At 73.5% G+C, this 23766-nt stretch carries 19 protein-coding genes; 6 read left to right on the top strand and 13 right to left on the bottom strand.

Going from position 1 to position 23766, the window contains the following annotated elements; genetic code table 11:
* Positions 1 to 1730: glycoside hydrolase family 15 protein (locus BXA11_RS22845; RefSeq protein ID WP_076437631.1), on the bottom strand; the 1730-nt coding region annotated here is incomplete at its 3' end.
* 128 nt (positions 1731 to 1858) lie between these two features.
* Positions 1859 to 2497 (bottom strand): membrane protein YczE, encoded by a 639-nt coding sequence (yczE, locus tag BXA11_RS22840; RefSeq protein ID WP_076437629.1) that lies wholly within the window; start codon positions 2495 to 2497, stop codon positions 1859 to 1861.
* Positions 2498 to 2561: 64 nt separating this feature from the next.
* Here yczE and yczR point away from each other — a divergent pair, with 64 nt between their 5' ends.
* Positions 2562 to 4040: a MocR-like transcription factor YczR gene (gene yczR / locus BXA11_RS22835; protein WP_083744497.1), complete on the top strand. Its 1479-nt coding sequence runs from the start codon at positions 2562 to 2564 to the stop codon at positions 4038 to 4040.
* Positions 4041 to 4080: 40 nt separating this feature from the next.
* Here the strand turns inward: yczR and BXA11_RS22830 are convergent, their stop codons facing one another.
* Complete coding sequence (locus tag BXA11_RS22830) at positions 4081 to 5586, bottom strand: peptide MFS transporter (protein WP_076437626.1); 1506 nt, start codon at positions 5584 to 5586, stop codon at positions 4081 to 4083.
* A gap of 180 nt (positions 5587 to 5766) precedes the next feature.
* On the opposite strand from BXA11_RS22830, the gene BXA11_RS22825 reads away from it, so the two are divergent.
* The 4 genes from BXA11_RS22825 (at position 5767) to BXA11_RS22810 (ending at position 10678) form a co-directional block, all read left to right on the top strand.
* Positions 5767 to 7608 carry an AMP-dependent synthetase/ligase gene (locus BXA11_RS22825; protein WP_076437624.1) on the top strand — a complete coding sequence of 614 codons (1842 nt, stop codon included), beginning with the start codon at positions 5767 to 5769 and terminating at the stop codon, positions 7606 to 7608.
* Positions 7609 to 7778: 170 nt separating this feature from the next.
* The gene (locus BXA11_RS22820; protein WP_076437622.1) at positions 7779 to 8708 is read left to right on the top strand and encodes a hypothetical protein; all 930 of its coding nucleotides are present in this window, start codon (positions 7779 to 7781) and stop codon (positions 8706 to 8708) included.
* Between the two features lie 166 nt (positions 8709 to 8874).
* Positions 8875 to 9831, top strand: a complete 957-nt coding sequence (locus BXA11_RS22815; RefSeq protein WP_143734453.1) for a hypothetical protein — start codon at positions 8875 to 8877, stop codon at positions 9829 to 9831.
* Between the two features lie 202 nt (positions 9832 to 10033).
* A complete protein-coding gene (locus BXA11_RS22810; RefSeq protein WP_308441048.1) occupies positions 10034 to 10678 on the top strand; it encodes a response regulator transcription factor in 645 nt (214 codons plus the stop codon).
* Here BXA11_RS22810 and BXA11_RS22805 read toward each other — a convergent pair.
* The 9 genes from BXA11_RS22805 to BXA11_RS22770 all read right to left on the bottom strand — a co-directional run bounded on the left by BXA11_RS22805 (position 10580) and on the right by BXA11_RS22770 (position 21409).
* A complete protein-coding gene (locus tag BXA11_RS22805; RefSeq protein WP_076437616.1) occupies positions 10580 to 12388 on the bottom strand; it encodes an ATP-binding cassette domain-containing protein in 1809 nt (602 codons plus the stop codon). The two genes, BXA11_RS22810 and BXA11_RS22805, sit on opposite strands and share 99 nt — an antisense overlap.
* Complete coding sequence (locus tag BXA11_RS22800) at positions 12385 to 14130, bottom strand: ABC transporter ATP-binding protein (protein WP_076437614.1); 1746 nt, start codon at positions 14128 to 14130, stop codon at positions 12385 to 12387. Before BXA11_RS22800 ends, BXA11_RS22805 begins: the two co-directional genes overlap by 4 nt.
* A gap of 123 nt (positions 14131 to 14253) precedes the next feature.
* Positions 14254 to 14385: a SapB/AmfS family lanthipeptide gene (locus BXA11_RS42315; protein WP_143734452.1), complete on the bottom strand. Its 132-nt coding sequence runs from the start codon at positions 14383 to 14385 to the stop codon at positions 14254 to 14256.
* A 69-nt stretch (positions 14386 to 14454) separates the two neighbouring features.
* Positions 14455 to 14586: a SapB/AmfS family lanthipeptide gene (locus BXA11_RS42310; protein ID WP_143734451.1), complete on the bottom strand. Its 132-nt coding sequence runs from the start codon at positions 14584 to 14586 to the stop codon at positions 14455 to 14457.
* A gap of 7 nt (positions 14587 to 14593) precedes the next feature.
* Positions 14594 to 17221 carry a class III lanthionine synthetase LanKC gene (gene lanKC, locus BXA11_RS22795; protein WP_143734450.1) on the bottom strand — a complete coding sequence of 876 codons (2628 nt, stop codon included), beginning with the start codon at positions 17219 to 17221 and terminating at the stop codon, positions 14594 to 14596.
* 403 nt (positions 17222 to 17624) lie between these two features.
* The gene (locus BXA11_RS22790) at positions 17625 to 18338 is read right to left on the bottom strand and encodes a sensor histidine kinase (protein WP_051761537.1); all 714 of its coding nucleotides are present in this window, start codon (positions 18336 to 18338) and stop codon (positions 17625 to 17627) included.
* Positions 18339 to 18614: 276 nt separating this feature from the next.
* Complete coding sequence (locus BXA11_RS41480; protein ID WP_083744495.1) at positions 18615 to 19766, bottom strand: NAD(P)/FAD-dependent oxidoreductase; 1152 nt, start codon at positions 19764 to 19766, stop codon at positions 18615 to 18617.
* Entirely contained in the window at positions 19763 to 20332 is a 570-nt protein-coding gene (locus BXA11_RS22775) for an isoprenylcysteine carboxyl methyltransferase family protein (protein ID WP_239104984.1), read from the bottom strand. Before BXA11_RS22775 ends, BXA11_RS41480 begins: the two co-directional genes overlap by 4 nt.
* Positions 20333 to 20341: 9 nt before the next feature.
* Positions 20342 to 21409: a type III polyketide synthase gene (locus BXA11_RS22770; RefSeq protein ID WP_076437612.1), complete on the bottom strand. Its 1068-nt coding sequence runs from the start codon at positions 21407 to 21409 to the stop codon at positions 20342 to 20344.
* Between the two features lie 119 nt (positions 21410 to 21528).
* On the opposite strand from BXA11_RS22770, the gene BXA11_RS22765 reads away from it, so the two are divergent.
* Positions 21529 to 22518 carry a UbiA family prenyltransferase gene (locus BXA11_RS22765; RefSeq protein ID WP_239104985.1) on the top strand — a complete coding sequence of 330 codons (990 nt, stop codon included), beginning with the start codon at positions 21529 to 21531 and terminating at the stop codon, positions 22516 to 22518.
* A gap of 22 nt (positions 22519 to 22540) precedes the next feature.
* Here BXA11_RS22765 and BXA11_RS22760 read toward each other — a convergent pair whose 3' ends face one another.
* Positions 22541 to 23698 carry an MFS transporter gene (locus BXA11_RS22760; protein WP_076437610.1) on the bottom strand — a complete coding sequence of 386 codons (1158 nt, stop codon included), beginning with the start codon at positions 23696 to 23698 and terminating at the stop codon, positions 22541 to 22543.
* Positions 23699 to 23766 lie beyond the last annotated feature (68 nt).

The raw sequence follows: 23766 nt of genomic DNA, 5'->3' as shown, positions 1-23766 counted from the left end.
CGGATCAGGTGGATGTGGCTGAAGGCTTGGGGGAAGTTGCCGAGTTGGCGGTCTGTTGTGGGGTCGTATTCCTCGGCGAGGAGGCCGACGTCGTTGGTGAGGGCGATGAGGTGTTGGAAGAGTTCGACGGCGTCGTTGTGGCGGCCGATCATTGCGCGGGCTTCGGCGAGCCAGAAGCTGCAGGCGAGGAAGGCGCCTTCGCGGCCGGGGAGGCCGTCGACGGGGTTGTCTTCGGCGAGGGGGTAGCGCAGGACGAAGCCGTCGGTCATGAGTTCGCGTTCGATGGCTTCGACGGTGCCGATGACGCGGGGGTCGTCGGGGGGGAGGAAGCCGACGATGGGGATCTGGAGGAGTGCGGCGTCCAGTTCGCGGGAGCCGTAGGACTGGGTGAAGGTGTTGCGTACGGGGTCGTAGCCCTTGTCGCAGACTTCGGCGTGGATGCGGTCGCGCAGGGCGGCCCACCGGTCGAACGGGCCGGTGCGGCCCAGCTCGGCCGCGCGGGTCATACGGTCGAAGGCGAGCCACGCCATGACCTTGGAATGGACGAAGTGGCGGCGGGGGCCGCGCACCTCCCACAGTCCCTCGTCCGGCCGGTCCCAGTTGTGCTCCAGGAAGACCGCCCCTTTCAGCAGCAGCGACCAGGTGTAGTCGTCGGGCGCCATGCCCTGCTTGCGTGCCCGGTAGAGGGCGTTGACCACCTGGCCGTAGACGTCGAGCTGGAACTGGCCGGCGGCCCCGTTGCCGATGCGCACCGGCCGTGAGCCCTCGTAGCCCGGCAGCCAGTCGAGCGTCATCTCCGGCAGGCGGCGTTCACCGGCCACGCCGTACATGATCTGGTGGTCCTCGGGGCGGCCGGCGATGGCGCGCAGCAGCCACACGCGCCAGGCGTCCGCCTCCTCGATGTATCCACATCGTAGGAGCGCGTCGAGTGCCATCGCCGCGTCGCGCAGCCAGCAGTAGCGGTAGTCCCAGTTGCGCACCCCGCCCAGGTGCTCGGGCAGCGACGTGGTCGGGGCGGCCACGATGCCGCCGGTCGGGCTGTAGGTGAGCGCCTTGAGGGTGATGAGCGAGCGGACCACGGCGTCGCGCCAGGGACCCCGGTAGCCGCAACGGGAGACCCAGTCCCGCCACACGGCGACGGTGAGGCCGAGCTCGCGCAGGGGGTCGATGCGCTCCGGCTGGGGCCGGTGGGAGGGGTGCCAGGTGAAGACGAACGGCACCCGCTCGCCGGCGGCGACCGTGAACGTCGCCTCGTGCCGGTAGTCGCCGCCCCGCAGGCAGATCGGGGAGTGCACCCAGACCGAGTCCGGGCCGCCGATGGCGTGCAGGTGACCGCCGATCCGGCGGGCCCACGGCACGATGCGGCCGTAGTCGAAGCGGATGCGGATCTCGGTCGTCATCTCCACCGTGCCGGACAGGCCCTCCACGATCCGCACGAGGTCGGGATTGCCGGAGCGGGGCGGCATGAAGTCGACGACCCTGGCCGTCCCGGTGGAGGTCTCCCAGTCGGTCGCGAGCACGAGCGTGTCCTCGACGTAGGCCCGCCGGGCGGCCCGGTCGTGCCCCGCGGCGGCGAGCCGCCAGAAGCCGTTGTGCTCGTCGCCGAGCAGCCGGGCGAAGCAGGAGGGAGAGTCGAACCTCGGCAGGCACAGCCAGTCGACCGACCCGTCCATGCCGACGAGGGCGGCCGAATGCGTGTCCCCGATCATGGCGTAGTCCTCGATCCGCATGCGCTCGCCTCCCCGCGCTCGGGTCCCCCTCAGCGCCGGGCGTGGGCCTCCCCTCGGCAGCGGTCCCACGCCGGCCTGCTTGGTCGGGCGCATCCGCGCCTGCCGCGGTCCGGGCCCCGGCCGTGTAATCACGACGGCTTCGTACCCGGTGGCCGGGCGGTGTCCCCGGCGGGAGCCCACAGCTTCATGAAGACCTGCGTCACCGGGCCGATCGTCACCGCGAACACCACCGTGCCGATCCCGACGGTGCCGCCGAGCAGCCAGCCCGCGGCGAGCACGCCGATCTCGACGACCGTGCGGGCCAGCCGGATCGACAGGCCGAGCCGGTTGAGACCTGTCATCAGGCCGTCGCGCGGCCCCGGGCCGAAGCCCGCGTGGATGTAGAGCCCCGAGGCGGCGGCGATGGCGACGATGCCGCCCAGCAGGAAGGCCCACTGGACCGGCCAGGCCGAGGGCGCGGGCACCAGTGCCATCACCCCGTCGGCGCTGGTGCCGACCACCAGGACGTTGCTGATCGTGCCGAGGCCGGGGCGTTGCCGCAGGGGAATCCACAGCAGCAGCACCAGCGCGCCCACCAGGTTGATGCACAGGCCGATCGACCACCCGGTGCGCACCGACATGCCCTGGTGGAAGACCTCCCAGGGGTCGAGGCCCAGCCCGGACCTGACGAGCAGGGCGATCCCGGCGCCGTACAGCGCCAGGCCGGTGTAGAGGCGGATGAGCCGCAGCGGGAGCGAACGAGGGCGGGGGAGGGACAGTTCGGTCATAGTCGGCCCATCGTGCAAGCCGGAGGGGTTGCGAGAAAAGAGCCAATCAGAGAAATTGGCCTGCATGGATCGGCATCTCAGTGCTGCCCAGCTCGCCCGGCTCGTCCGGGGCGGAGGAGAAGACGTGGCTGACGGCACGGCGAAGGGCACGGCGAAGGGCGCGGGGGACAGGGCGGAGGCCCGGCCCTACTACCGGGCGCTCGCGGAAGCCGTACGCGGCCTGGTCCTCGACGGGAGGCTCGCCGTGGGGGTGCGCCTGCCGGCCGAGCGGCACCTGGCCGAGGCCCTCGGCGTGAGCCGCACCACCGTGACCGCCGCGTACGACCGGCTGCGTGAGCAGGGCTACCTGGAGAGCAGGCAGGGATCGGGCAGCCGCGCGGCCCTGCCCGACGCGGGCGCGCTCGGGACCGACAACCCGTGGCTGGCGTCCGACGACGACGGGCTGCTGCCGCTGCACGCGGCGGCGCCCCCGGCGACCGCCCTGCTCGGCGAGGCCATCGAGGAGGCGGGCCGGGCCTACCACCGGTACGCGCTGGGCATGGGCTACCACCCGGCCGGGCTCGCGCCGCTGCGCGAGGCGATCGCCCGCAGGTACGGCGAGCGGGGGCTGCCCACCCGGCCCGAGCAGATCCTCGTCACGGCCGGGGCCCAGCAGGCCGTCCACCTGCTGATGTCGGCGTTCGCCGGGCGGGGCGACCCGGTGCTGGTCGAGTCGCCGACCTACCCGCACGCGATCGACGCGGCCCGGATGCGGGGGGCCCGCCTGGTGCCGGTCGGCGTGCAGGAGGACGGCTGGCACCTCGACCTGGTGAGCTGCGCGATGCGCCAGTCGGCGGCCCGCCTGGCCTACGTCATCCCCGACTTCCAGAACCCGACGGGACACCTGATGGCCGACGCCGGCCGCGCCGCACTGGTGGAGGCGGCCCGCCGGTACGGCGTCACGCTGATCGCCGACGAGAGCTGGGCGGAGATCGTGCTGGACGAGACGGCGTGTGCGGCGCCGCTGGCCGCGTTCGACACCGACGGCCGGGTGATCAGCGTGGGCTCGGCCTCGAAGCTGTGGTGGGGCGGCCTGCGGGTCGGCTGGATCCGGGCGAGCGCCGCGACCGTCCGCCGCCTGGCCGTGCTGCGGGCCGCCGTGGACATCGCGGGCGCGGTCTTCGAGCAGCTGGTCGTCGCGTGCCTGTTCGAGCGGGTCGAGGAGGCGCGCGCCGAGCGCCGCCGTGCGCTCGGCGCGTCGTGTGCGGCGCTCGCCGCGGTGCTGCGGGAGGAGCTGCCCGGCTGGGCGTTCACGCCGCCGCGCGGCGGCGGCTCGCTGTGGGTGCGGCTCGACGGGCCGGTGGCGAGCTCGGTCGCCGAGGCCGCCGCCGCCCGCGGCGTGCGGCTGGCGCCGGGCCCGTGGTTCGGCGTGGACGGCACGCTGGAGCGCTACCTGCGGCTGCCGTTCACCCAGCCGCCGGCGGTGATGGAGGAGGCGGTGCGCCGCATCGCCCGCGACCCCGCCGGTTATCGCCCGCGCGAGCCGCTCACGCCGACCCTGTGAGCGGCGTTTCCGGCCCTGCCTCTGCCCGGCCCCGCTGTGCTCAGCCGGCCGCGGGCACGGACGGCACGTGGTGCTCGGCCATCATCATGCGGAGCCTGCGGACGAACAGCAGCATGAGCAGGCCCGCCGCGATCGCGGCGAGCGCGAGCGCGAGGTAGTACACGGGCATCGGCACGACCGTGGTCAGCCGGTAGGCCTGGCCGCCGACGGAGTCGCCGAGGGCCATGGAGAGAAACCACAGGCCCATGAGCTGGTTCTCGAACGCCCGGGGGGCGAGCTTGTTGGTAACCGACAGCCCGGCCGGGCTGAGGAACAGCTCGCCGACGGTCTGGATGAGGTAGACCGACAGCAGCCACATGACCGAGACCTTCACCCCGCCGGAGGCGATGCCGGCCGCGACCGACATGACGACGAAGCTCAGCCCGACGAGCACCAGGCCGACCGCGAACTTGAGCGGGGTGCTGATCCTGGTGCCCGCCTTGAGGAACATCTCCGCGAAGAGGGGCGCGACGAGGATGATCGCGAGCGAGTTGACGTTGCCCACCCAGCCCGGCGGGATCGTGAAGCCGAGCACGTCCAGATTCGTGTCGTTCTTCGCGAACAGCAGCAGGGCACTGCCGGCCTGGTCGTAGACGAGCCAGAAGATCGCGGCGGCCAGGAACAGCCACACGTACGCGTACAGGCCCTTGCGCTCCTCCGCGGTGACCTCGCGCGAGGAGAACAGGAAGGCGAAGTACGCGACCGGCACGGAGGCCGTCACGACCGTGAGCACGAGGGCGAACCGGTCCACGGTGAGCGTGCCGCTGAGCGCCCACAGGGCGAGCGCGCCCGCGCCGGCGGCGAGCGAGACGCCCGCGACGGCCTTGAAGCGCCGCTGTTCGTCCGGTGTCAAGCGGTGGTCCGGCTCCTCGCCGGCGCCGTGGAGCGTGGCCCGGCCCCGCACGTACTGCGCCAGGCCGAAGGCCATGCCGAGCGCCGCCGCGCCGAAGGCGAGGTGCCAGCGGCCGCCCGTCTGCAGCCAGGGCACGACCATGATGCCGAGGAAGGCGCCCAGGTTGATGCCCATGTAGAAGATCGTGTAGCCGGAGTCGCGCCGGGCGTCGTCCTCGTTCCGGTACAGCTCGCCCACCAGTGCCGACATGTTCGGCTTGAGCAGCCCGCTGCCCAGCGCGATCAGCACGAGGCCGAGCCAGACGAACCCGCCGCCCACGGGCATCGCCATGCTGACGTGGCCGCCCATGATGACCAGGGCGCCGCACAGCACGGTCCTGCGCGCCCCGAGCAGCCGGTCGGCGAGCCAGCCGCCCGCGATGGCGAGCAGGTAGACCGAGGCGATGTAGACGCCGTAGATGCCGACCGCGGTCGTCTCCGGCAGGCCCATGCCGCCGCGCGTGACGGGCGCGGTCAGGAACAGGACGAGGATGGCGCGCATGCCGTAGTAGCTGAAGCGCTCCCACATCTCCGTGCCGAACAGCGTGGCCAGCCCCCGCGGATGGCCGAAGAACGTCCGCTCGGCCGTCGGCGGACCCGATCTTCCGGATGCCATGCGATCCCCCCGATCACGCATCGTCCCGTGTACCTTACCTGCCTTTATGTCTTGTTTGTCCGATTATGAGGGCCGCCTATAGCACAGGGCGCCGTGCTTCTCGTCGCCGGGGTCTTGTCCCCGATGATCCTGTGTGGTGCGATGCATGCCACGCGTGCGGAATACCCCTTGGGAGGCGCGATGACCGGCGTGATCGAGGAGCGGGCCGCGATCGAACAGGAGATCGCGGGCCGGACGGTGTGCGAGCAGCTCAGGTGGGCCGCGCAGGAGCATCCGGACTCGCCTGCCTACTCCGATCCCGCCGGCGACGGCTGGACGACCCTGACCTACGCCGAGGCGCGCGGGAGGGTGCTGCAGATCGCCGCGGGCTACGCCGCGCTGGGCCTGCGGCCGGGCGACGCCGTCGCGCTGATGCTGGTCAACCGCAGCGAGCACGTGCTGGCCGACCTCGGGGCCGTCCACGCTGGCGGCGTCCCCTGCTCGATCTACGCGACCTTCGCCCCCGAGCAGGTGGCGTACGTCGCCCGCGACGTCGGGGCGCGGATCGCGGTGCTCGGCGGCCCGGCCGACCTGGCCCGCTGGGAGCCGGTCCTCGGCGAGCTGCCCGCGCTCACGAGGATCGTCATGCTGGAGGGCGCGCCCGAGGGCGACGAGCGCTTCCTGAGCTGGGAGGCGTTCCTGAAGCTCGGCGCCGACGCACTGGCCGCCGACCCGGCCGCGGTGGACGCGCGCTGGCGCGCGGTGACCCCGGAGGACACGCTGGCCGTCCTCTACACCTCGGGGACGACGGGCAACCCCAAGGGCGTCCCGCTGACGCACGCCAACGTGCTGTTCGAGATCGTCACGACCCAGCGGATGATCGAACTGCCCACGCACGGCACGCAGATCTCCTACCTCACCTACGCCCACATCGCCGAGCGGGTGCTGAGTCTCTACCTGCCGCTGGTCAAGGTCAACCACGTCTACTTCTGCACGGACATGGCGAACCTCGGCGCCACGCTCGGCCAGGTGCGTCCCGTGCTCTTCTTCGGCGTCCCCCGCGTCTGGGAGAAGATGATGGCCAGGCTGCAGGCCCTGCTGGCCACCCAGCCGCCCGAGCAGCAGGAGAACGTGCGGGCGGCGATGGCCGCCGGGCTCGCGTACGTCGAGGGGCAGCAGCACGGGCACACGGTCACGCCCGAGGTGCGGGAGGCGTACGAGCGGGCCGACGCCGCGCTGCTGTCGGTCGTCCGCTCCCTGATCGGGCTCGACCAGGCCCGCTGGTGCGCGACCGCCGCCGCGCCGATGCCGGTCGAGGTGCAGCGGTTCTTCGCCGGCCTCGGCCTGAAGGTCATCGACGTGTACGGCATGACCGAGACGACCGGCGCCTTCACCGTCAACTCGCCGGAGGTCTTCAGGCTCGGCACGGTGGGCCGGGCCGAGCCGGGCGTCGAGGTGCGGATCGCCGAGGACGGCGAGATCCTCACCCGCAGCCCGCTCAACACCCGGGGCTACCTCGGCCTGCCCGAGGCGACCGCCGAGCTCCTCGACGACGACGGCTGGCTGCACACCGGCGACGTGGGGTCGATCGACGAGGACGGCTTCGTCCGCATCGTCGACCGCAAGAAGGAGCTGTTCATCACCTCCGGCGGGGAGAACGTCTCCCCGGCCGCCATCGAGGGCCACCTGAAGGAGCACCCGCTCATCGGCCAGGCTCTCGCGTACGGGGACCGCCGGCCCTATCCGGTGGCGATCCTCACCCTGGACGGCGAGGTGGCCCCCGAGTGGGCGAGGGCGCGCGGCATCGCCTTCGGCTCCCTGTCCGACCTGGCCGCGCACCCCGACGTGCTGAAGGAGGTCGAGGCGGCGGTCGAGGCCGCCAACCGCAAGCTCGCCCGGGTGCAGCAGGTCAAGCGGTGGCGGCTGCTGCCCGTCGAGTGGACGGCCGAGACCGCGGAGCTCACCCCCAGCCTGAAGCTCAAGCGCCGGGTCGTCCACGCCCGGTACGCCGAGGTCATCGAGGAGCTGTACACGACCGGCTGATCACGAGGCGAGTGCTCGCAGCGCCGGATTCCCCCGCGCCGAATCCCCCCCGCGCCGAATCCCCCCGCGGCGAATCCCCCCGCGGCGAAGCCTCGCCGGGCCGAATTTTTACCGGCCCGGGAGTGTGTCGGGGGCGGGACGGCCCGCGGGCGTGCGTACGGTCACGGGGCATGATGAGACCTCTGCTCGCGACGCTGGTCCTCGCGACGGCGACGACCGCGACAACGGCGGCGGCCGCGCCGGCCCCCGCCTCCGGAGACCTGGCCATCCGCTCGGTCGTGGTGCGCCCGTCCGAGCCCGTGGTCGGCCCGAGCGGGTCGGTGCGGCTGGTCGTCGACGTGGTGGCACGCGGCGCGGACCGCGTCTCCGTCGTCCTGGAACCCGGCCGCGCCCCCGCGGAAGACGACGAGCCCGGCGAGGAGCCCGGGCCGGACGTCACCCCCTCGCCGCCGTCCGGCGACGCCGTTCCGGTGCCGTCCGTCTCCCCGGACCCGGCGGTCCCCCCGGGCGCCACCGTGCCGGCCACCGTGCCCGGCACCGTCCCTGCCGCCGTGCCTGCCGCCGTGCCCCTGCCGGGCCTGGGCGGGCTGGCGTCCGCCGTGGTGCCCGGCGTGACGGGCGCGTCACGCGACGGCAGGCCGGCCCGGCGGATCTCGTCCGGGGAGTGGGAGACCTGGCGGTTCCTTCCGGACAAGGCGCTGTCGCGGTGGTATCCGAGCGGCCCCTGGACGGTCGTCGCGACCGCGGTGACCGGGCGGGGCGAGCGGGTTGTCGCCCACGCGGGCTTCAACCTGCGCCGGGAGACCGAGATCGAGGGGCTCAAGGTGGCCCGCGAGGGTAACGGCGTGCGCGTCACCGGGACGCTGATGCGGGTCGACCCGGTCGGGAAGGTCGACTACCGGCCCTTCGCCGGGCAGCGGGTCAGGATCCGTTTCCGCCCCGAGGGGTCGTCCCGCTGGAAGACCGTCGGGGAGGCGGTCACCCGCAGGGACGGCTGGTTCACCGCCCGGGTCCGTGCGGACGGCGAGGGCGCCTGGCGTGCCGAGTACGCGGGCACCTCCCGGTACGCCGCCGATGCCAGTCCGCAACGCGAGGCGTGAACAGCCCCTATTACCACAAAAGGGATAAACGGACAAATAGGGCGTTACTCTTTTGTTATGTCTTTCCTGAACCTGTGAGGCAACTTTTCTCCTGCTTGTGACGTCTATGACGTTGGCGTACCCCAAACCGGGGGTGCGTTCCTGAACGGGGAGAGGAATAACCCTCATGGTGAAACGAGCTGCTACCACCCTGGTAGCGGTCGCCATGGGCGCCACGGCGCTCGCGACTGCGCCCGCGTACGCGGACACTGTCGCGCCTACGCCGTCGCCCACGCCGAGCCCCACCGCTGGGGACACCTTCCGCAAGCCGCACAAGCCTGACTTCCACAAGCCTGACTTCCACAAGCCGTACAAGGCCGACCCCCGCATCATCTCGGTCGACGTCGATCCCAACGTCGTCGTGGTGAGCAAGGGCCGGTCCGCCCGGGTCACCGCCCGGGTGACGACCAAGGACGTCCAGAGCGTGGACATCGACCTGTGGGGTCCGCAGGGTCACGGCGACCACGGCGGCGACCACTGGTTCGGCAAGCAGAAGAGCGGTCACAACGACGGTCCGAAGTTCGACAGCGCCTCGCGCTCGTGGAGCTTCGACTGGAGCGACCGCGCCGGCACCTACAAGGTGCACGTCGAGGCCATCGGGCTCGACGGCAAGAAGTACACCACCGACCGCAGCTTCACGGTGAAGCGCAACGAGTGGCACGCGCCGCGCCCGACGGGTCCCAAGGCGACCCGCATCGCCGGCTTCGACGCCACGCCCGAGCCGGTCCGCAAGGGCCGCTCGCTGACCCTCAAGGGCTCGCTGCAGGTCGCGCAGTGCTGGGGTGACTGGTACTACGACGGGTGGAACGACTTCTCCGGTCGTCACGGCGGCGACCGCTTCTGCTCCGACAGCCACAACTACTGGAACAACTGGCACTGGCTGGGCTCGCAGAACGTGAAGGTCTACTTCCAGTCCTCGGGCTCCCACAAGTGGCAGTACGTCAGCACCGTCAAGACCGCCGGCGACGGCGACTTCGCCACCAAGGTCCGGGCCTTCCGCTCCGGCACCTGGGCGGTGCGGTTCGACGGCAACCGCGGGCTCAAGGGTTCCCAGGCGACCGACTACGTGAAGGTCTGGCACTAGAAGACCCGACCGCGACGCCCGGCTCCCGTGAAGGGGGCCGGGCGTCGGCTTTTCTGTGACGCGCTTCCTGATTAAAGGTGACAGTTGGGGTAGAGAGGTCCCGGCATGCGCGCGGAACCCTCATAGTGAGTGAAACGCCGCGGTCACCAACGGCGAGCACCCGCTCGCACCGCGTGTAGGGGGGTCTAATTTGATCCGACTGATGCTCGCCGAGGACATGCACCTCATCCGCAAGGCGCTGGTCGCCCTCCTGTCGAGCGAGGACGACCTCGAGGTGGTGGCCGAGGCGGACAAAGGCGAGGACATCGTCCGGCTCGGCTGCCTGAGGCGCCCCGACGTCGCCGTGCTCGACATCGGGATGCCCGGCGTCGACGGCATCACCGCGGCGGCCGAGCTGCACCGCCGGCTGCCCTCCTGCAGGACCGTCGTCCTCACCGGGCTCGGGACGCCCATGGCGCTGCGCAAGGCGCTGGACGCCAACGTGCGCGGCTTCGTCGTGAAGGACGCCTCGCCTGGCCACCTCGTGGACTGCATCCGCCGCGTGTCGAAGGGGGAACGGGTCATCGACCCCGAGCTCGCGGTGGCCGCGCTCGACGCCGACAGCAACCCGCTGACCGCCCGCGAGCTCGACGTCCTGGAGACCGCGGCCGGCGGCGCCACCGTCGGCGAGATCGCCGACCGCCTGTCGCTGTCGAGGGGAACGGTCCGCAACTATCTGTCCCGCATCCTCACCAAAGTCGGCGCCCGCTCACGCGTCGAGGCGATCCAGATCGCCTCCGAGTGCGGCTGGCTGTGGCCCGCGGCCGGCCGCGACCTCGGCATCCTGCGCTACCGCCCCCGCCGGTAGCCTCCCCGGGCCCTCCCAGTGGCCCACCAGGTCGGCGTACAGCGGTGAGGAGGCCACCATCTCCTCGTGCGTGCCGAGCAGGACGCGAGTGCCGTCCATGACCAGCACCCGCCGGGCCCGCAGGGCCGAGGAGATCCGGTGCGCCACGACGATCATCGTGCCCCCGCGCGCCGCGAAGGCCGCCTCCGCCCGTGCCTCCGCCGCGGGGTCGAGATGGCAGGTCGCCTCGTCCAGCACGATCAGCCGGGCGGGGGACAGGTAGGTCCTGGCCAGCGCGACGAGCTGCCGCTCACCCGCGGACAGCTCGGCCGAATCGAGCGGGCCGCCCGCGGTGCGCCGCGCGAGCTCCGTCAGCCCGAACGCCGCCACGGCCTCGTCCACCCGCTCGGGAGGCGTCCCCGGCGCGAGGTACGTCAGGTTCTCCGCCAGGGTGCCGGGGAAGACGTACGCCTCCTGGGGGATCAGCGCGCGGGCGGCCGGGCGGACCCGCGCGGCCGGGACGCCGCCGACGAGGACCTCGCCGTCATCCGGGGTCAGCAGGCCGGCGACGAGCGCGGCCAGCGTGGACTTGCCGATCCCGCTCGGGCCGACGACCGCCAGGTGGTCGCCCTCGGGCACGTCGAGGTCCAGGCCGTCGATCACCGGCTCAGGGGCCTTGTGCCCTGCGGCGCCGTAGGCGAAGCGCACTCCGCGCAGCTCCAGCCGGACCCCGCCGGGCTCCCTGTCGCCGTGCGGCACGGGCGGGCCGGGCGCGTGCAGGATGCGCTCCAGCGTGACGGCCAGCCGGACGCCGCTGACGCCGAGGCCCTGGACCAGGCCGCCGAGCGCGGGGGAGAGCGACTGCATCACGTAGGTCAGCGAGCCGAGGATCACCCCGCCGGTGACCCCCTGGCGCACCAGCCAGGGCGCGCCGGCCAGCAGGAGCACCACCGGCAGCCACGCTCCCACCGCCAGCGACAGCGTGCGCGACGCCGTCACCCGGGCCAGCGCCCGCGCCGCCCTCGCCTGCCGGGAGACCTCCCGCCCGACGCTCGCCGCGACCCGGGCCTCACCGCCGCACGCGGTCACGTCCCGCAGGCCGCCCGCCATCGCGGCCACCGCGGTCGCCGTGCGCTCGTCGGCGACGATGAACTCGCGCTGACGCCGGGCCAGGGCGGGCAGGGAGACGAGGAACAGACCGAGCCCCAGGGCCACCGGCGCCAGCACGAGCGGGACGACCTCCGGGGCCAGGGTCGTCAGCCCCACCGCCACGCCGGCCACCGTGAACACGAAGGTCCTGACCACCGTGATGATCGCGCCGAAGGCGTCCCTGGCCAGCTCGACCTGATGGTTCATCCGGGCGACCGCCGCGCTGTCGCCGCCCCGCCCGGCGCGCAGCGCCCCGGTCACCACACGCTCGAGCAGGTCGTCGCGGAACGGCTCGACGATCCCCGCGATGAGCAGCAGCACCTGCCGGGCGGCCACCGCGGCCACCCCCCACGCGGCGGCCAGCACGCCCAGCCACATCAGGCCGGCGCCGGGCCGCCCCGCGGCGAAGCCGTCGTCCACGGCCCGCGCGATCGCGTACCCGCCGGTCAGCGCGGGCAGGGCCTCCGCCACCGACCAGCAGGCCAGCCACAGCAGCCGGGAGGGTTCGCGCCGCAGCGCCCCCACGACCAGCCGCCCGACGGTCGCTCCCGGTCGCCCTCCCTCGGGTGCGCGGCGCTTCACGAGGCCTCCTCGGCGCGGAACACCGCGCGGTAGCCGGGGTCGTGCCACAGCCGCTCGTGCGTGCCGGCCGCGCGGACCCGCCCGTTCTCCAGCCACACGACCTGGTCGGCCTGCGCCGCCGTCGTCACGCGATGGGCCACCACCAGCCGGGTGCGGTCGGACAGGCTTCCGGTGAGCGCCCGCCCGACCTGCCGCTCGGTCACCGTGTCCAGGCTCGACATGGCGTCGTCCAGGATCAGCAGCCGACCGGCCTGGGCGAACGCGCGGGCCAGGCCGATCCGCTGGGTCTCGCCCCCGGACATCGGCGCCTCGCCGACCGGGGTGTCGTACCCGAGCGGCAGCCGCCGGATGAAGGCGTCGGCGCGGGCGGCGCCCGCGGCCGCCCGCGCCGCGTTCTCGTTACGCTCCCCGGCGTCGTCCGCCGGGCCGAGGCCGAAGGCGACGGCCTCGCCCAGCGTCTCGCCGAACAGCGCGGGCCGCTCGAACGCGTATCCGACGGCGCGGCGCAGCGGCTCCCGCCCGATCTCACGCAGGGGCACGCCGTCCAGCAGGACAGCGCCGCGTTCGGGATCGACGAGCCGTCCGGCGACGGCGGCCAGCGACGACTTGCCCGAGCCCGAGCGGCCCACCACGGCCGTGCACGTGCCGCCGGGCACCACCAGGGTGACGCCGCTCAGCAGCCGCACGCCGTCGGCCCGCACGGTCACGTCACGCAGTTCCAGGGTGCCCGGGCCCGGCGGCAGCGGCCGGTCCCCGTACGCCGGGGGCGGCACGGCGAACAGCTGCTCCAGCCGCTGGGCGGCCGACCGGGCGCGGGCGATGCGCGCCGCGTACCCGAGCGCCGACCCCAGTCCCGCCCCGAGCACGACGTAGCGCGCGGCGGCGAGCAGTTCCCCGACGGTGAGGCCGCCGGCCGACAGACGCAGCCCGCCGACGGCGAGCACGGCGATCTCCAGAAGCGGGACGACGACGGCGGCCTGGACGCCGGCCCGCGCCTGCAGGCGCCACAGCGCCAGGCCGTGGGCGCGCAGGCGGGGGAGCGGGGCGAGCACGCGCGCCGCCTCCCGGTCCTCGGTTCCCGCCGCGGTGATGGTGCGGGCGCCGGCGAGCGCGCCCACCAGCATGCCCGCGATCTCCCCCTGGGCCTGCTGGTAGCCGCCGGAGGCCGCCGTGGTCCTGCGCATGAACGCGCGCAGCACGGCCACGATCAGGAGCAGACCGGCCACCAGCGTGACCGCGAGCCACGGGTCGATCAACGCGAGGGCGACGACGCTGCCGGCCGCCGGAACGACCAGCGTGGCGGCGGTGACGACGGCCTCGGGGGTCCGCCCGGCCTCCTCCACGTTCACCCCGGCGCGGGTGACGATCTCACCCGGCGTGAAGTGACGGGTCATGCCGGCCCCGACGGACAGGGTGTGGGCCACCACCCGGGAGCGCAGCCACTGGGCCGCCCGCGCCCCGCTCACCCCGGACGCGAGCACGCCCAGCGCGTCGCACGCGACGACCAGCGCGACCAGCAGGGCGGCGGTCGCGAGCGGGCCGGTGAGCCCGAACCCGGCCTCGGCCCCCGCTCCATCCCGCGCCCGGATCCGCACCACGGCGTCGACGGCGCGGCCGAGCGCCGCCGGGAGCAGCAGGTCGGCCGCGGCGCCCAGCAGCGCCGTCGCCGCGAGCACCGCGAGCCACGGGCCGCCGCGCCGTACGGCCCGCGCGATCAGCAGGTCCGCCGGTCGTGAGCTCACCGGATCCTCCAGAGGTGAAAGGCCGGACAGGACAGACGGGGACGGCTCCCGCGGCCGGCCAGGGCCGGAAACGCGGAAGCCTGGGCGGCCGCGACGACCGCCCAGGACTCCCTCAGCGTGCTATCAGCCGCAGATCAGGCTGAGGCTGCTGTTCTCGTGCGGGGTGCAGGCCAGGAGGCTCAGGTTGCTGCCGCCGCCACCGCCGCCGCCGTGGCCGCCGGGAACCTCGAGGTTCTGCAGGTCGAGAAGCGCCATCTGGATCATCTCCTTGTATGGGTTCCATCAGCCGGGGATGAGGCTGAAGATCATGTTCACGGGAGGGTCTCAGCCGCAGATGATGCTGAGGCTGCTGTTCTCGTGCGGGGTGCACCCGAGCAGGCTCAGGTTGCTGCCGCCGCCACCGCCACCGCCGTGGCCGCCGGGGGCCTCGAGGGTCTGCAGGTCGAGGAGCGCCATTGTGCGTTCACCTCCTTCCGGGGCTGGTCGGGACGTTCGACCCGGCGGCGGTGCGCAGGGGCCCCTGCGCCTCGGACCGTCCGGGGGGCTCGAGGAACGGGAGACTGACCGGCTCGTCGTGCAGCGCGGCGCCGAGCGCGAGCAGCACGCCGGCGCTCCCTGTGGCGAGATCCATGGACAGCCGGAGCAACTGGGCTCCGGGGAAGGCCAGCCCGCCCTGATGGGGAAGCTCGTGCCAGGCCAGCCGGGCGATCTGCGCCGCGGCGGCCTCGGGGTCGGGGTGCGAGCCGGACGACAGGCAGGCGATCATGCCGGCCCGGCCCGCGAACAGCCCCGACTGGACGTAGTAGTGCAGCGTCGTGACCGGCCGGATGGCGGCCAGCGACTCGGCGAAGGTCTCGTCGTGCCGGTGGGTCAGGTAGCGGTCCAGCACCAGGCCGATGCCGGCCGACCCCTCGTCGAGGTAGGGGTTGGTCCGCCAGCCCTGCTGCACCTGGAGCTGGCCGTCCTCGCGGCCGACGCACCGGCGCAGGTCCTGCCGCAGCGCGATGGCCGCGAGGTCGAGCAGGCCGGGGTCGCCGGTGCGCTCGTAGGCGTGCAGGAACATCAGGGCGGGTCCCGAGGAGCCGTACATCAGCCCCGCGTGCGGATGCCTCCCGCCGCTGATCTCGGGCACGTCGTCCGGGCCGCCGAGCCGGTCGGCCACCAGCGCCACGACGCGCGCGGCCCGCTCGCGGAACTCCGGCTCGCCGGTCACGTCGTGCAGGTGCATCATTGCGAGGGCGATGCCGGGCAGGCCGCGGTAGAGGCTCAGGTCCAGCCCCTCCGGGAGCTCCCGGCCGCAGCGCCGCGCCACGTCGAGCGCCTCCTCGCGGCGGCCGAGCGCATCCAGCGCGTAGGCCACCCCGTGCAGCCCGTTGTAGAAACCGGGCCCGATGCCGGGTCTGGCGGCCTGCCTGATCAGCCACTCCTCGTGCTCGGGGACGCGCCCCGCCCCGGTCACCGCCAGCGCGTACAGGACGCCCGCCGCGCCGTTGGCGAGGTTCACCCCGCCGCCGGGCTCGAACTGGACGATGTCGCCGGGGAACAGCCTGTCCTCGCGGTCCGGCGTCGCCGAGGCGAGGATCGCCTTCGCCAGCGCCTCCCGGAGGGCGGGCCAGCCCTGGGTGAGCCGGCCCGGCCGGGGGAGCCGGCTCGGCTCCGGCGCGGGCGGGTCCTGCCCCAGGATCGTCCGTACGGCTCCCTGGATCAGCGCCGGCGGCACCGGGAACGTCTCGATGATCAGCCGGCCGAGCTGGGCGGCCTTGGGCCGGTGGAGCTGCAGCAGCATGGTGGTCATCGGGGCGAACACGCCCAGGTGCAGGCAGGCCAGCGCGTACTCGTCGGCCTCGACGCCGGCCAGCTCGCGCGGCGGCACGAAGCCGGGATTGGCGAGCGTGGGCCGCCTGCGCTCCTCGACCGGGGAGGAGACCTCGAAGTCGATCAGGACCACTCGGTCGCCGTCCACGCCGCCTTCCACCAGGATGTTGAAGGGGTGCAGGTCGCCGAACACCACGCCGCGCTCGTGCAGCGCCGAGACCGCGGCCCGCACCTTGGTGAGCATCCCGATGGCCCACTCGGCGTAGTCCGCGTCCAGCTCGGGGGTGCGGTCGGCCCGAGTGAGGGGGTGCTTCTGGGCGATGAGCTGGCTGAGCGAGGTGCCGTCGACGTACTCCTGCACCAGGAAGTGGTGCTCGCCGACCGTGAAGTAGTCGCGCAGCGTCGGCACGACGTCGAGACCGGCCAGACGCTCCATGATCGCGGCCTCGTGCCGCAGGCGGGTGACGGCGTCGCGTCCCTCGACGTCGAGCCCGGCGTGCGGGCGGGCCTCCTTGAGCACCACCTTCTCGCCGGTGCGACTGTCGCGCCCCAGGTAGACGCCGCCGCCGTTGGAGAAGTGCAGGACGCCCTCCACCGCGTACGGCACGCCTTCGAGCGTCACCGCGTTGCGCGCGGCCAAGTGGGGTTCGAGGAACGCCGGCAGGGTCACCCAGGAGGGCAGGGCGAACGCGGGACCGCGCACGTCGGGGACGAGCTCGCCGGCGGCGTTCTCGATCGCCAGCACCCGCTCGCCGTTGTCGTCGAGGCAGTGGCGCTCGGCGAATCCGCCGTAGCGGACGAACAGGGGGCCTTCGCCGTAACGCAGGTCGCTGAGGATGTACGGCCCGTCGACGCCGTCGAGGATCTCGGCGAGCTCCTTGAGCGTCAGCTCAAGCTGGGCCTCGTCGACGGGATAGATGGTGACCAGCTTGCCGCTCGACCCGCGGAAGGCGTACTTGGAGTTCTGCATCGTCATCACACGCCGGCCGCGCAGGAACTTGAAGGCCAGCCCGCGGTGCACGCAGTAGTCCCAGGCCGCCGCGATCACCCGCTCCGCCTCCGGCACGGAGGAGGAGATGTGGATCTTCCAGCCCTGCGTGGGCAGGGCCGCGCCGGCCGGCGCGTAGTGCAGCCAGGTCTCGCTCTCGGCGTGCGCCCACCCGTCGGGAGTGGGCCGGGCGGCGATGGCGAAGTCGGGGTGCTCCGCGCGCTTGGTGTCGAGCGTGTCGTAGAACAAGGGATCTGCGAGGCAGTAAATCTCGTACTTACTAATCACCAGATGTCCCCTCAGGCCGGTCACATCAAAGAATTCCGGAAATAAAGAGAAGGGCCAAGTTACGCCCGTCAACTGCGCTATGTGAAATCTGCACGTAACGAACCGTGACGCAGTCATGGGTCGGCGATGATGCTTTTCACGGCGGTCATCGGGAGGACGAACGGACTATTCGGTCAAGGGGCTGGTCAAACGCGCGACGCCGCCGCGGCGGGCCGCGTACGGGTGAGGGGGCCGGGGTCCGGGCAGTGCCCGACGCGCATGCGCGCGGCCTGCGGGCGCGCACAGAGGTATGAGGCCCGCGATGTGAGGCCGCTGGCTGAGACCCGTGGATGGCGTCCTGGAAGCCGGGCCGCCCAGCCGGTGAACGGGGCCGGTGAACGGGGCCGGTGAGCGGGGACGGCGTTTAGCGGCGGTCCCCGCTCCTGCGGGGGATCTCGGCGATGAGGCGGAACCAGCCGTCCGGGTCGAGGACCGTTCCCACGACGCCGTCGAGCGCCGCCGCCCTGGTGCGGAGGTTGTCCAGTCCGCTGCCGTCGCCGGGCGGTGTGGAGGGGTCGACGCCGTCGTTGGCGACGGTGAGCGTCGCCATGCCGCCCCGCACGACGATCTCGATCGTGCACAGGGTCGCCCTGCTGTGCCGCAGGACGTTGGTCACCGCCTCCCGCACCATGATCGCGAACACGGCGCTCACCTCGTCGCCCGGCTCCGCCTCGGTGACATCGACCTTGCAGTCGGTGCCGTACGCCCGGAGCACGGCGCGCGCGTTGGCCAGTTCCGAGGTGAGCGAGACGTCACGGAAGGAGCGGGTCACGTTGCGGATGTCGGCGGACGCCTGGCGGATCGACTGCACCACGTCGGCCAGGGCCGGTCGCAGGGGGCTGTCGTCGTCCGCGAGCCGGTAGGCGAGCTCGCTGCGCAGGGTGGCCAGCCACAGGCGGCTGCTCACGAGGTCGTGCACGTCGCGGCCGAACTGCTCGCGCGCTTCGGCCGCCGCCTGCCGCGCGGCCTCGGCCTGCATGGCGCGCAGCCGGCGCAGGCGCGTCGCGAGGACGGCCAGCGCGGCGATCGGGAGCGTACCGAGCAGGGCTAGCAGGGTGAGCAGGACGATGTGCGGCACGTGGGGCAAGTGACGACCCTCCAGTCATCCTTGCCGTAACATCGGCCTCGCCATTCGGTACACACACCAGATCTTTGCATACCGGTCACGAAATATGGCTACTTTGTCATTCTCGAAGTAGGTTCTATTACTGCCGCGTATAGGAGTCTCCGAGGCGTCCTAAAAACGGGCATTCATGAATTGTGAATCCGGCTGTAACAATTCAGGGGTGCTGTACCGGTTTCGCACGGAAGGCGCGGGATCGCGGAAGTCACGGGGTCGCAGGAGGCGCCGCGCTCAGGCGAGCGACCGCACCGCCGCCCCGAACACCGCGGGCAGGCGCCGCGCGGCGGGCACGATCATCCGGGCGGCGGGAGGATGCCGCCTGGCCCCCACCAGCGCGGCCGTCAGCAGGCGGGACCGCCACGACAGGCGCCGCCAGGCGGTCTCGTACTCCTCGGGGCGGCCCGCCCGCAGGCACGCGACCAGGGCGCGGGCCGACAGCAGCGCGAGCGAGATCCCCTCGCCGGTGAGCGCGTCGACATAGCCGGCGGCGTCGCCGACGAGCAGCACCCGTCCGGCCACTCGCCGCCGCACCCGCTGGCGCAGCGGCCCGGCCCCGCGCACGGGGGTGGCGGGAGGGCCGTCCAGCCGGGCGAGCAGGTCGGGGAACCGCGCCAGGTGCTCGTCGTAGGTCCGCCGCTCGCTGCTCAGCACGGCCACGCCGATCAGGTCGTCGCCCACCGGCGTGACGTACGCCTCGCCGCCGGCCGCCCAGTGCACCTCCACGAAGTCCGTCCACGGCTCGACCCGGTAGTGGCGGCGCTGGCCGTACCTGCGGGGGCCGCAGGAAGGCAGGTCGAGCCCGAGCCGCGCCCTGATCGGCGAGTGCAGCCCGTCGGCCGCGACCAGCCACCGCGCGCCCAGTTCGCGGCCACTCCGTTCCAGGCCCCGGGACTCCGGGCCACGCCCTTTCCGGCCGCGCGTCCCCGGCCCGCGCAGCTCCGGATCACTCAGTTCCGGGTCACTCAGCTCCGGGTCGCACAGCTCCGGGCCGCCCGTCACGCGGGCGCGCACGCCCTCACCGGTGGTGTGCACCGCGTCCACCCGGCCAGGCACCACGCGGACGCCGAGGTCCCGGGCGCGGTGGGCGAGCGCGGTGTGCAGGGCCGTGCGGCGCACGCCCAGCCCGGGACCGTCCCGGAACTCCGCCTGCACCCGGTGCGGCCCGTCGACATAGCGGATGCCGCGGAACGGCCTGCCGTCCGGCACCGCCACCCCGAGATCCGCCAGCGCGGCTGCGCCGGTGGGCATCAGGCCCTCCCCGCACGCCTTGTCGACCGGGCCGGTCCGCGGCTCGACCACGACCGTCTCCATTCCGGCCAGCGCCGCGTTGATGGCCGTCGCCAGCCCGGCGGGCCCGCCGCCGGCGACCAGCAGGTCGATCACGCCGCGGTCTCCGCCCCCGCGCCGGGCGCGGCCGAGCCGGTGGCCGCGGTGGCGAGGGCGGCGTTCTCACAGCGCAGGCGTACGGCCATGAGCGGCACGTTGAGGAGGGTGAAGACCAGCGCGGTCAGCCAGGCGGAGTGCACGAGCGGCAGCGCCGCGCCCTCCACCGCCACCGCGACGTAGTTGGGGTGGCGCAGCCACCCGAACCGGTACGGCCCGCGCCGCACGAGCGGGAGACCGGGCACGACGATGACCTGGGTGTTCCACTGGGGGCCGAGCGTGGTGACGCACCACCACCGCAGTCCCTGCGCGGCCAGGACCAGCCCGAGCATCGGCCAGCCCAGGCCGGGGACGAACGGCCGGTCCGCCAGCCACACCTCCAGCAGGCATCCGGCCAGCAGGCCGGTGTGCAGGGCGACCATCCAGGGATAGTGGCCCCTGCCGTACATCACGCCGCCCCTGCCGAGGCTCCAGCGGGCGTTGCGGCGCGCGACGACCAGCTCGGCGAGGCGCTCCGCCGCGACGAGCGCGATGAGCAGCACATACCAGGGCGACACGGGCGACACGGCTCCTCCCTACCAGCGCAGCAGGACGAGTTCGGAGCAGAACCCCGGGCCCATCGCCAGCAGCAGGCCCGGCGTGCCCGGCGGCGGGGGCCGCAGGGCGAGGGTGTCGCGCAGCACGTGCAGCACGGAGGCCGACGACAGGTTTCCGTTGGCGGCGAGGGAACGCCAGGTGAGGTCGAGCGCGCCGTCAGGGAGCGCGAGCGTCTCCGCGACGGCCTCCAGGACCTTGGGGCCGCCGGAGTGGCAGACCCAGGCGGTGACGTCGTCCGCGGCCAGGCCGTGGTCGCCGAGGAACCCCTGCACGTCGTCGCCCAGATAGGCGCGGACCATCTCGGGCACCCCGGCGTCCAGCACGATCCGGAAGCCGCTGTCGCGGACGTCCCAGCCCATCACGCGTTCGGATCCGGGGTACAGGCGGCTGCGCGTCCCCACCACCGCGGGCCCCGCCGCGTTCGCCCGTGGCGGCTCCCGTTCGTCCCCGTACGCGACCACGGCGGCGGCGCCGTCCCCGAACAGGGCGCCCGCCACGAGGTTGGCCGTGGAGGTGTCGTCGCGCTGCAACGTGAGGGAGCACAGCTCGACCGAGAGCAGCACCGCGACGTGGCCGGGCCAGCCGCGCAGGTAGTCGTGCAGCCGGGCGATCCCCGCCGCTCCCGCCACGCACCCGAGGCCGAACACCGGCACCCGCTTCACGTCCGGGCGGAACCCGATCCGGTTGGCTAATCGGGCGTCCAGCGACGGCGCGGCGACCCCGGTCACCGAGGTGCACATGATCATGTCGACGTCCGCAGGGGTGAGGCCGGCCGCGTCCAAAGCCCCCGTGACGGCCTGCGCGCCCAGGTCGAGCGCGGCCTCGATGAACAGGTCGTTGGCCGCGCCGAAGCCGTCGAGTTTGCCGTACTGGTCGAGCGGCAGCACCAGGTTGCGGTGCTCCACCCGGGCGCCGGCGTGCAGCCGGTCGAGAAGCCGGCGATCGGCGCCCGGCGGGAGGCAGACCCGCGCCAGCGCGTCCGCGATCTCCGCCTGCGAGTGGCGATGCGGGGGAACGACACCATGGACGGCCGCGATCCGCGTCATCTCACATCCTTGTGCAGGCGAAAACCCTGATAAATCCCTCCTGCCCGTTAACGGGCCGCTGCATGCCTTCAGGGGTGGATCGTGATCTGTTTCAGAGATGCCGGGTTACGCTCGCAATCGTGACGGGTTCACCGGAACTGCCCGACGACGCGGCGGCCGACGGCGGCGCGGGTGCCGCCGTGCCGGTTCGGGGCGCGCGTCGCGCGGGCTCCGCCCCGGCGGACGTCGCGGGCATCTCAAGCGAGGCGGCGGCCGGGGTGGCCGGGGCGGCGCGTACGGCGGCCGGGCTGGCCCGGGCATGTCACCCGGGCCCGGCGGCGGCGGTGACGACCCTGGTCACGGTGCTCGTGGCGGTCGCCGGGTGGGGCCCGGCGGGGACGGCGCTGACGGCTCTCGCCGTGCTGACCGGCCAGCTGTCCGTGGGCTGGTGCAACGACGCCGTGGACGCCGCCAGGGACGCCGCCGCCGGCCGGACGTCCAAGCCGATCGTGGCGGGCCTGGTGTCCGCGCGTACGGTGCGCGTCGCGGCGTTCGCCGCGCTGGCGGCCTGCGTGCCGCTCTCGCTGGCCTGCGGCGTGGTGGCGGGGGCGACGCACGTGGTCGCCGTCGCCGCGGCCTGGGTCTACAACCTGTGGCTCAAGGGCACGGCGGCCTCGTGGGCGCCGTACGCGGCCGGGTTCGGCGCGGTGCCGGTGTTCGTGGCGGCCGGAACGCCGCGCCACGGCCTCCCGGTCTCACCGCCGGCCTGGTGGGCCGTGCTCGCCGCGGCGCTGCTCGGCTGCGCGGCGCACCTCGCGAACGTGCTGCCCGACATCGAGACCGACGTCGCGACGGGAGTGCGGGGCTGGCCGCAGCGTCTCGGCCCCGCCCGGGTGCGGGTTCTCCTGCCGCTGCCGGTGCTGGCCGCGTCGGCGCTGCTGGTGGTCGCGCCTCCGGGACCGGCGGGTCCGGTCCGATGGTTCGCGCTCGCCGGAGTGGCCGCGTGCGCCGCGGCCGGCCTGCTGCTCGCCCGGCGCGTGCCCGTGGCGCCCTTCGCCGCCGCGATCGGCGCCGCGGGGATCGACGTCTTGCTGCTGGCCGCCACGCCGGGCGTCGTCACCGGAGGCTGAGGCCGGCGGGCGCCCGCGGGGATCACCTGCGGGGGAGGAACAGTCCCAGCGCCACGGCCGCGATCGGCACCACGCAGAGGACGGTGAAGACGCCCTGCGGGCCGTACGCCTCGGCCGTGACGCCGAACACCGGCGCGGCGAGCCCGCCGACGCTCACGGCGAGCCCGAGCGTGACGCCGGCCGCGGTGCCCGGCCGGTTCGGCAGGTAGTCCTGGCCCAGCTTCACCAGCACGGCGAACGGGATGTTGATCGCGATGCCCGCGAGCACGGCGAACAGCAGCGGCAGGGAGGGCCCCGGGAGCAGGCGCAGCCCGGCGAGCGCGGGTATGGCGAGCAGACCGCCGATCTGCACGGTCCGCACGAGTCCGATCCGGTCGGCGAGGCGCCCTCCGATCAGGGTGCCCGCGACCCCGCCGACAAGGAAGCAGGCCAGGGCCGCGCCCGCGAGGCCGCGCCCGGCCTCCAGATGCCTGATCCAGAACAGCTCGATGAAGGTGAGCACGCCGAAGAACGTCACCGACCTGACGACCTCGATGCCGGTCAGGACCATGAACGGCGCCCACCTGTCGGTGCCCGCGCGCGTGCCCGCCACGGCGGCCCCGGCCGAGGGCCGGTTCCTGAGCAGCGCGAACGCGACGAGCAGGGCCGGCGGGATGAACAGGACCGTGGCGCCGACGCCCATCGCGATGAGGGCGGGCGTGGCCAGCACCGGCGCGAGGAAGAAGCCGACGCTCCCGCCCGCCGCGAAGACGCTCATGGCCGTGGCGCTGTCTCCCGCCGTCTCCCTGGCCCCCTTGCCCGCCGCCGGATGGAACATGGCCACGCCGAGCCCGGACAACAGGACGAGGGCCCAGACCGCGGGGTACGGCTCCACCAGCCCGGACAGGCCGAGGCCGAGCCCGGCCAGCGCGACACCGGCGGCGGCCATCCAGCCCAGGCGGAAACGGTCGACCGCCAGGCCGATGAACGGCTGCGGAATCGAACTGCCCAGGGCCGCGGCCAGCGTCAGCCCGGAGGCCGCCACGTAGCCGTAGTGCCGGTCGAGCACGAAATAGGGCACGCAGGCCGGCACCAGTCCCTGGTAGAGGTCGTCGACGGCGTGCGCGGCCGCCCACAGCCACATGCGCCGCCACGCGGACGTCGCCCGCGCCGCCGGAGCCTGAACGGATGTCTGTGTCACTGATCGTCTCCTTGAGAGGCTCCGTCGAGCATCCAGGACGACCCCGTCGGCGAACTAGCGATACTCTG

The organism is Microbispora rosea (assembly GCF_900156315.1).
GTDB lineage: Bacteria > Actinomycetota > Actinomycetes > Streptosporangiales > Streptosporangiaceae > Microbispora > Microbispora rosea.
This window is presented reverse-complemented; position numbering and strand designations above follow the sequence as displayed.

What these genes read in the sequence shown, in the direction of transcription:
- BXA11_RS22815 (WP_143734453.1), top strand. Translation starts at nt 8,875, where the DNA reads ATGGTGAAACGAGCTGCTACCACCCTGGTAGCGGTCGCCATGGGCGCC.
- BXA11_RS22810 (WP_308441048.1), top strand. Translation starts at nt 10,034, where the DNA reads ATGCTCGCCGAGGACATGCACCTCATCCGCAAGGCGCTGGTCGCCCTC.
- BXA11_RS22770 (WP_076437612.1), bottom strand. Translation starts at nt 21,409, where the DNA reads ATGACGCGGATCGCGGCCGTCCATGGTGTCGTTCCCCCGCATCGCCAC.
- BXA11_RS42310 (WP_143734451.1), bottom strand. Translation starts at nt 14,586, where the DNA reads ATGGCGCTCCTCGACCTGCAGACCCTCGAGGCCCCCGGCGGCCACGGC.
- BXA11_RS22825 (WP_076437624.1), top strand. Translation starts at nt 5,767, where the DNA reads ATGACCGGCGTGATCGAGGAGCGGGCCGCGATCGAACAGGAGATCGCG.
- BXA11_RS22830 (WP_076437626.1), bottom strand. Translation starts at nt 5,586, where the DNA reads ATGGCATCCGGAAGATCGGGTCCGCCGACGGCCGAGCGGACGTTCTTC.
- BXA11_RS42315 (WP_143734452.1), bottom strand. Translation starts at nt 14,385, where the DNA reads ATGGCGCTTCTCGACCTGCAGAACCTCGAGGTTCCCGGCGGCCACGGC.
- BXA11_RS22820 (WP_076437622.1), top strand. Translation starts at nt 7,779, where the DNA reads ATGATGAGACCTCTGCTCGCGACGCTGGTCCTCGCGACGGCGACGACC.
- yczE (WP_076437629.1), bottom strand. Translation starts at nt 2,497, where the DNA reads ATGACCGAACTGTCCCTCCCCCGCCCTCGTTCGCTCCCGCTGCGGCTC.
- yczR (WP_083744497.1), top strand. Translation starts at nt 2,562, where the DNA reads ATGGATCGGCATCTCAGTGCTGCCCAGCTCGCCCGGCTCGTCCGGGGC.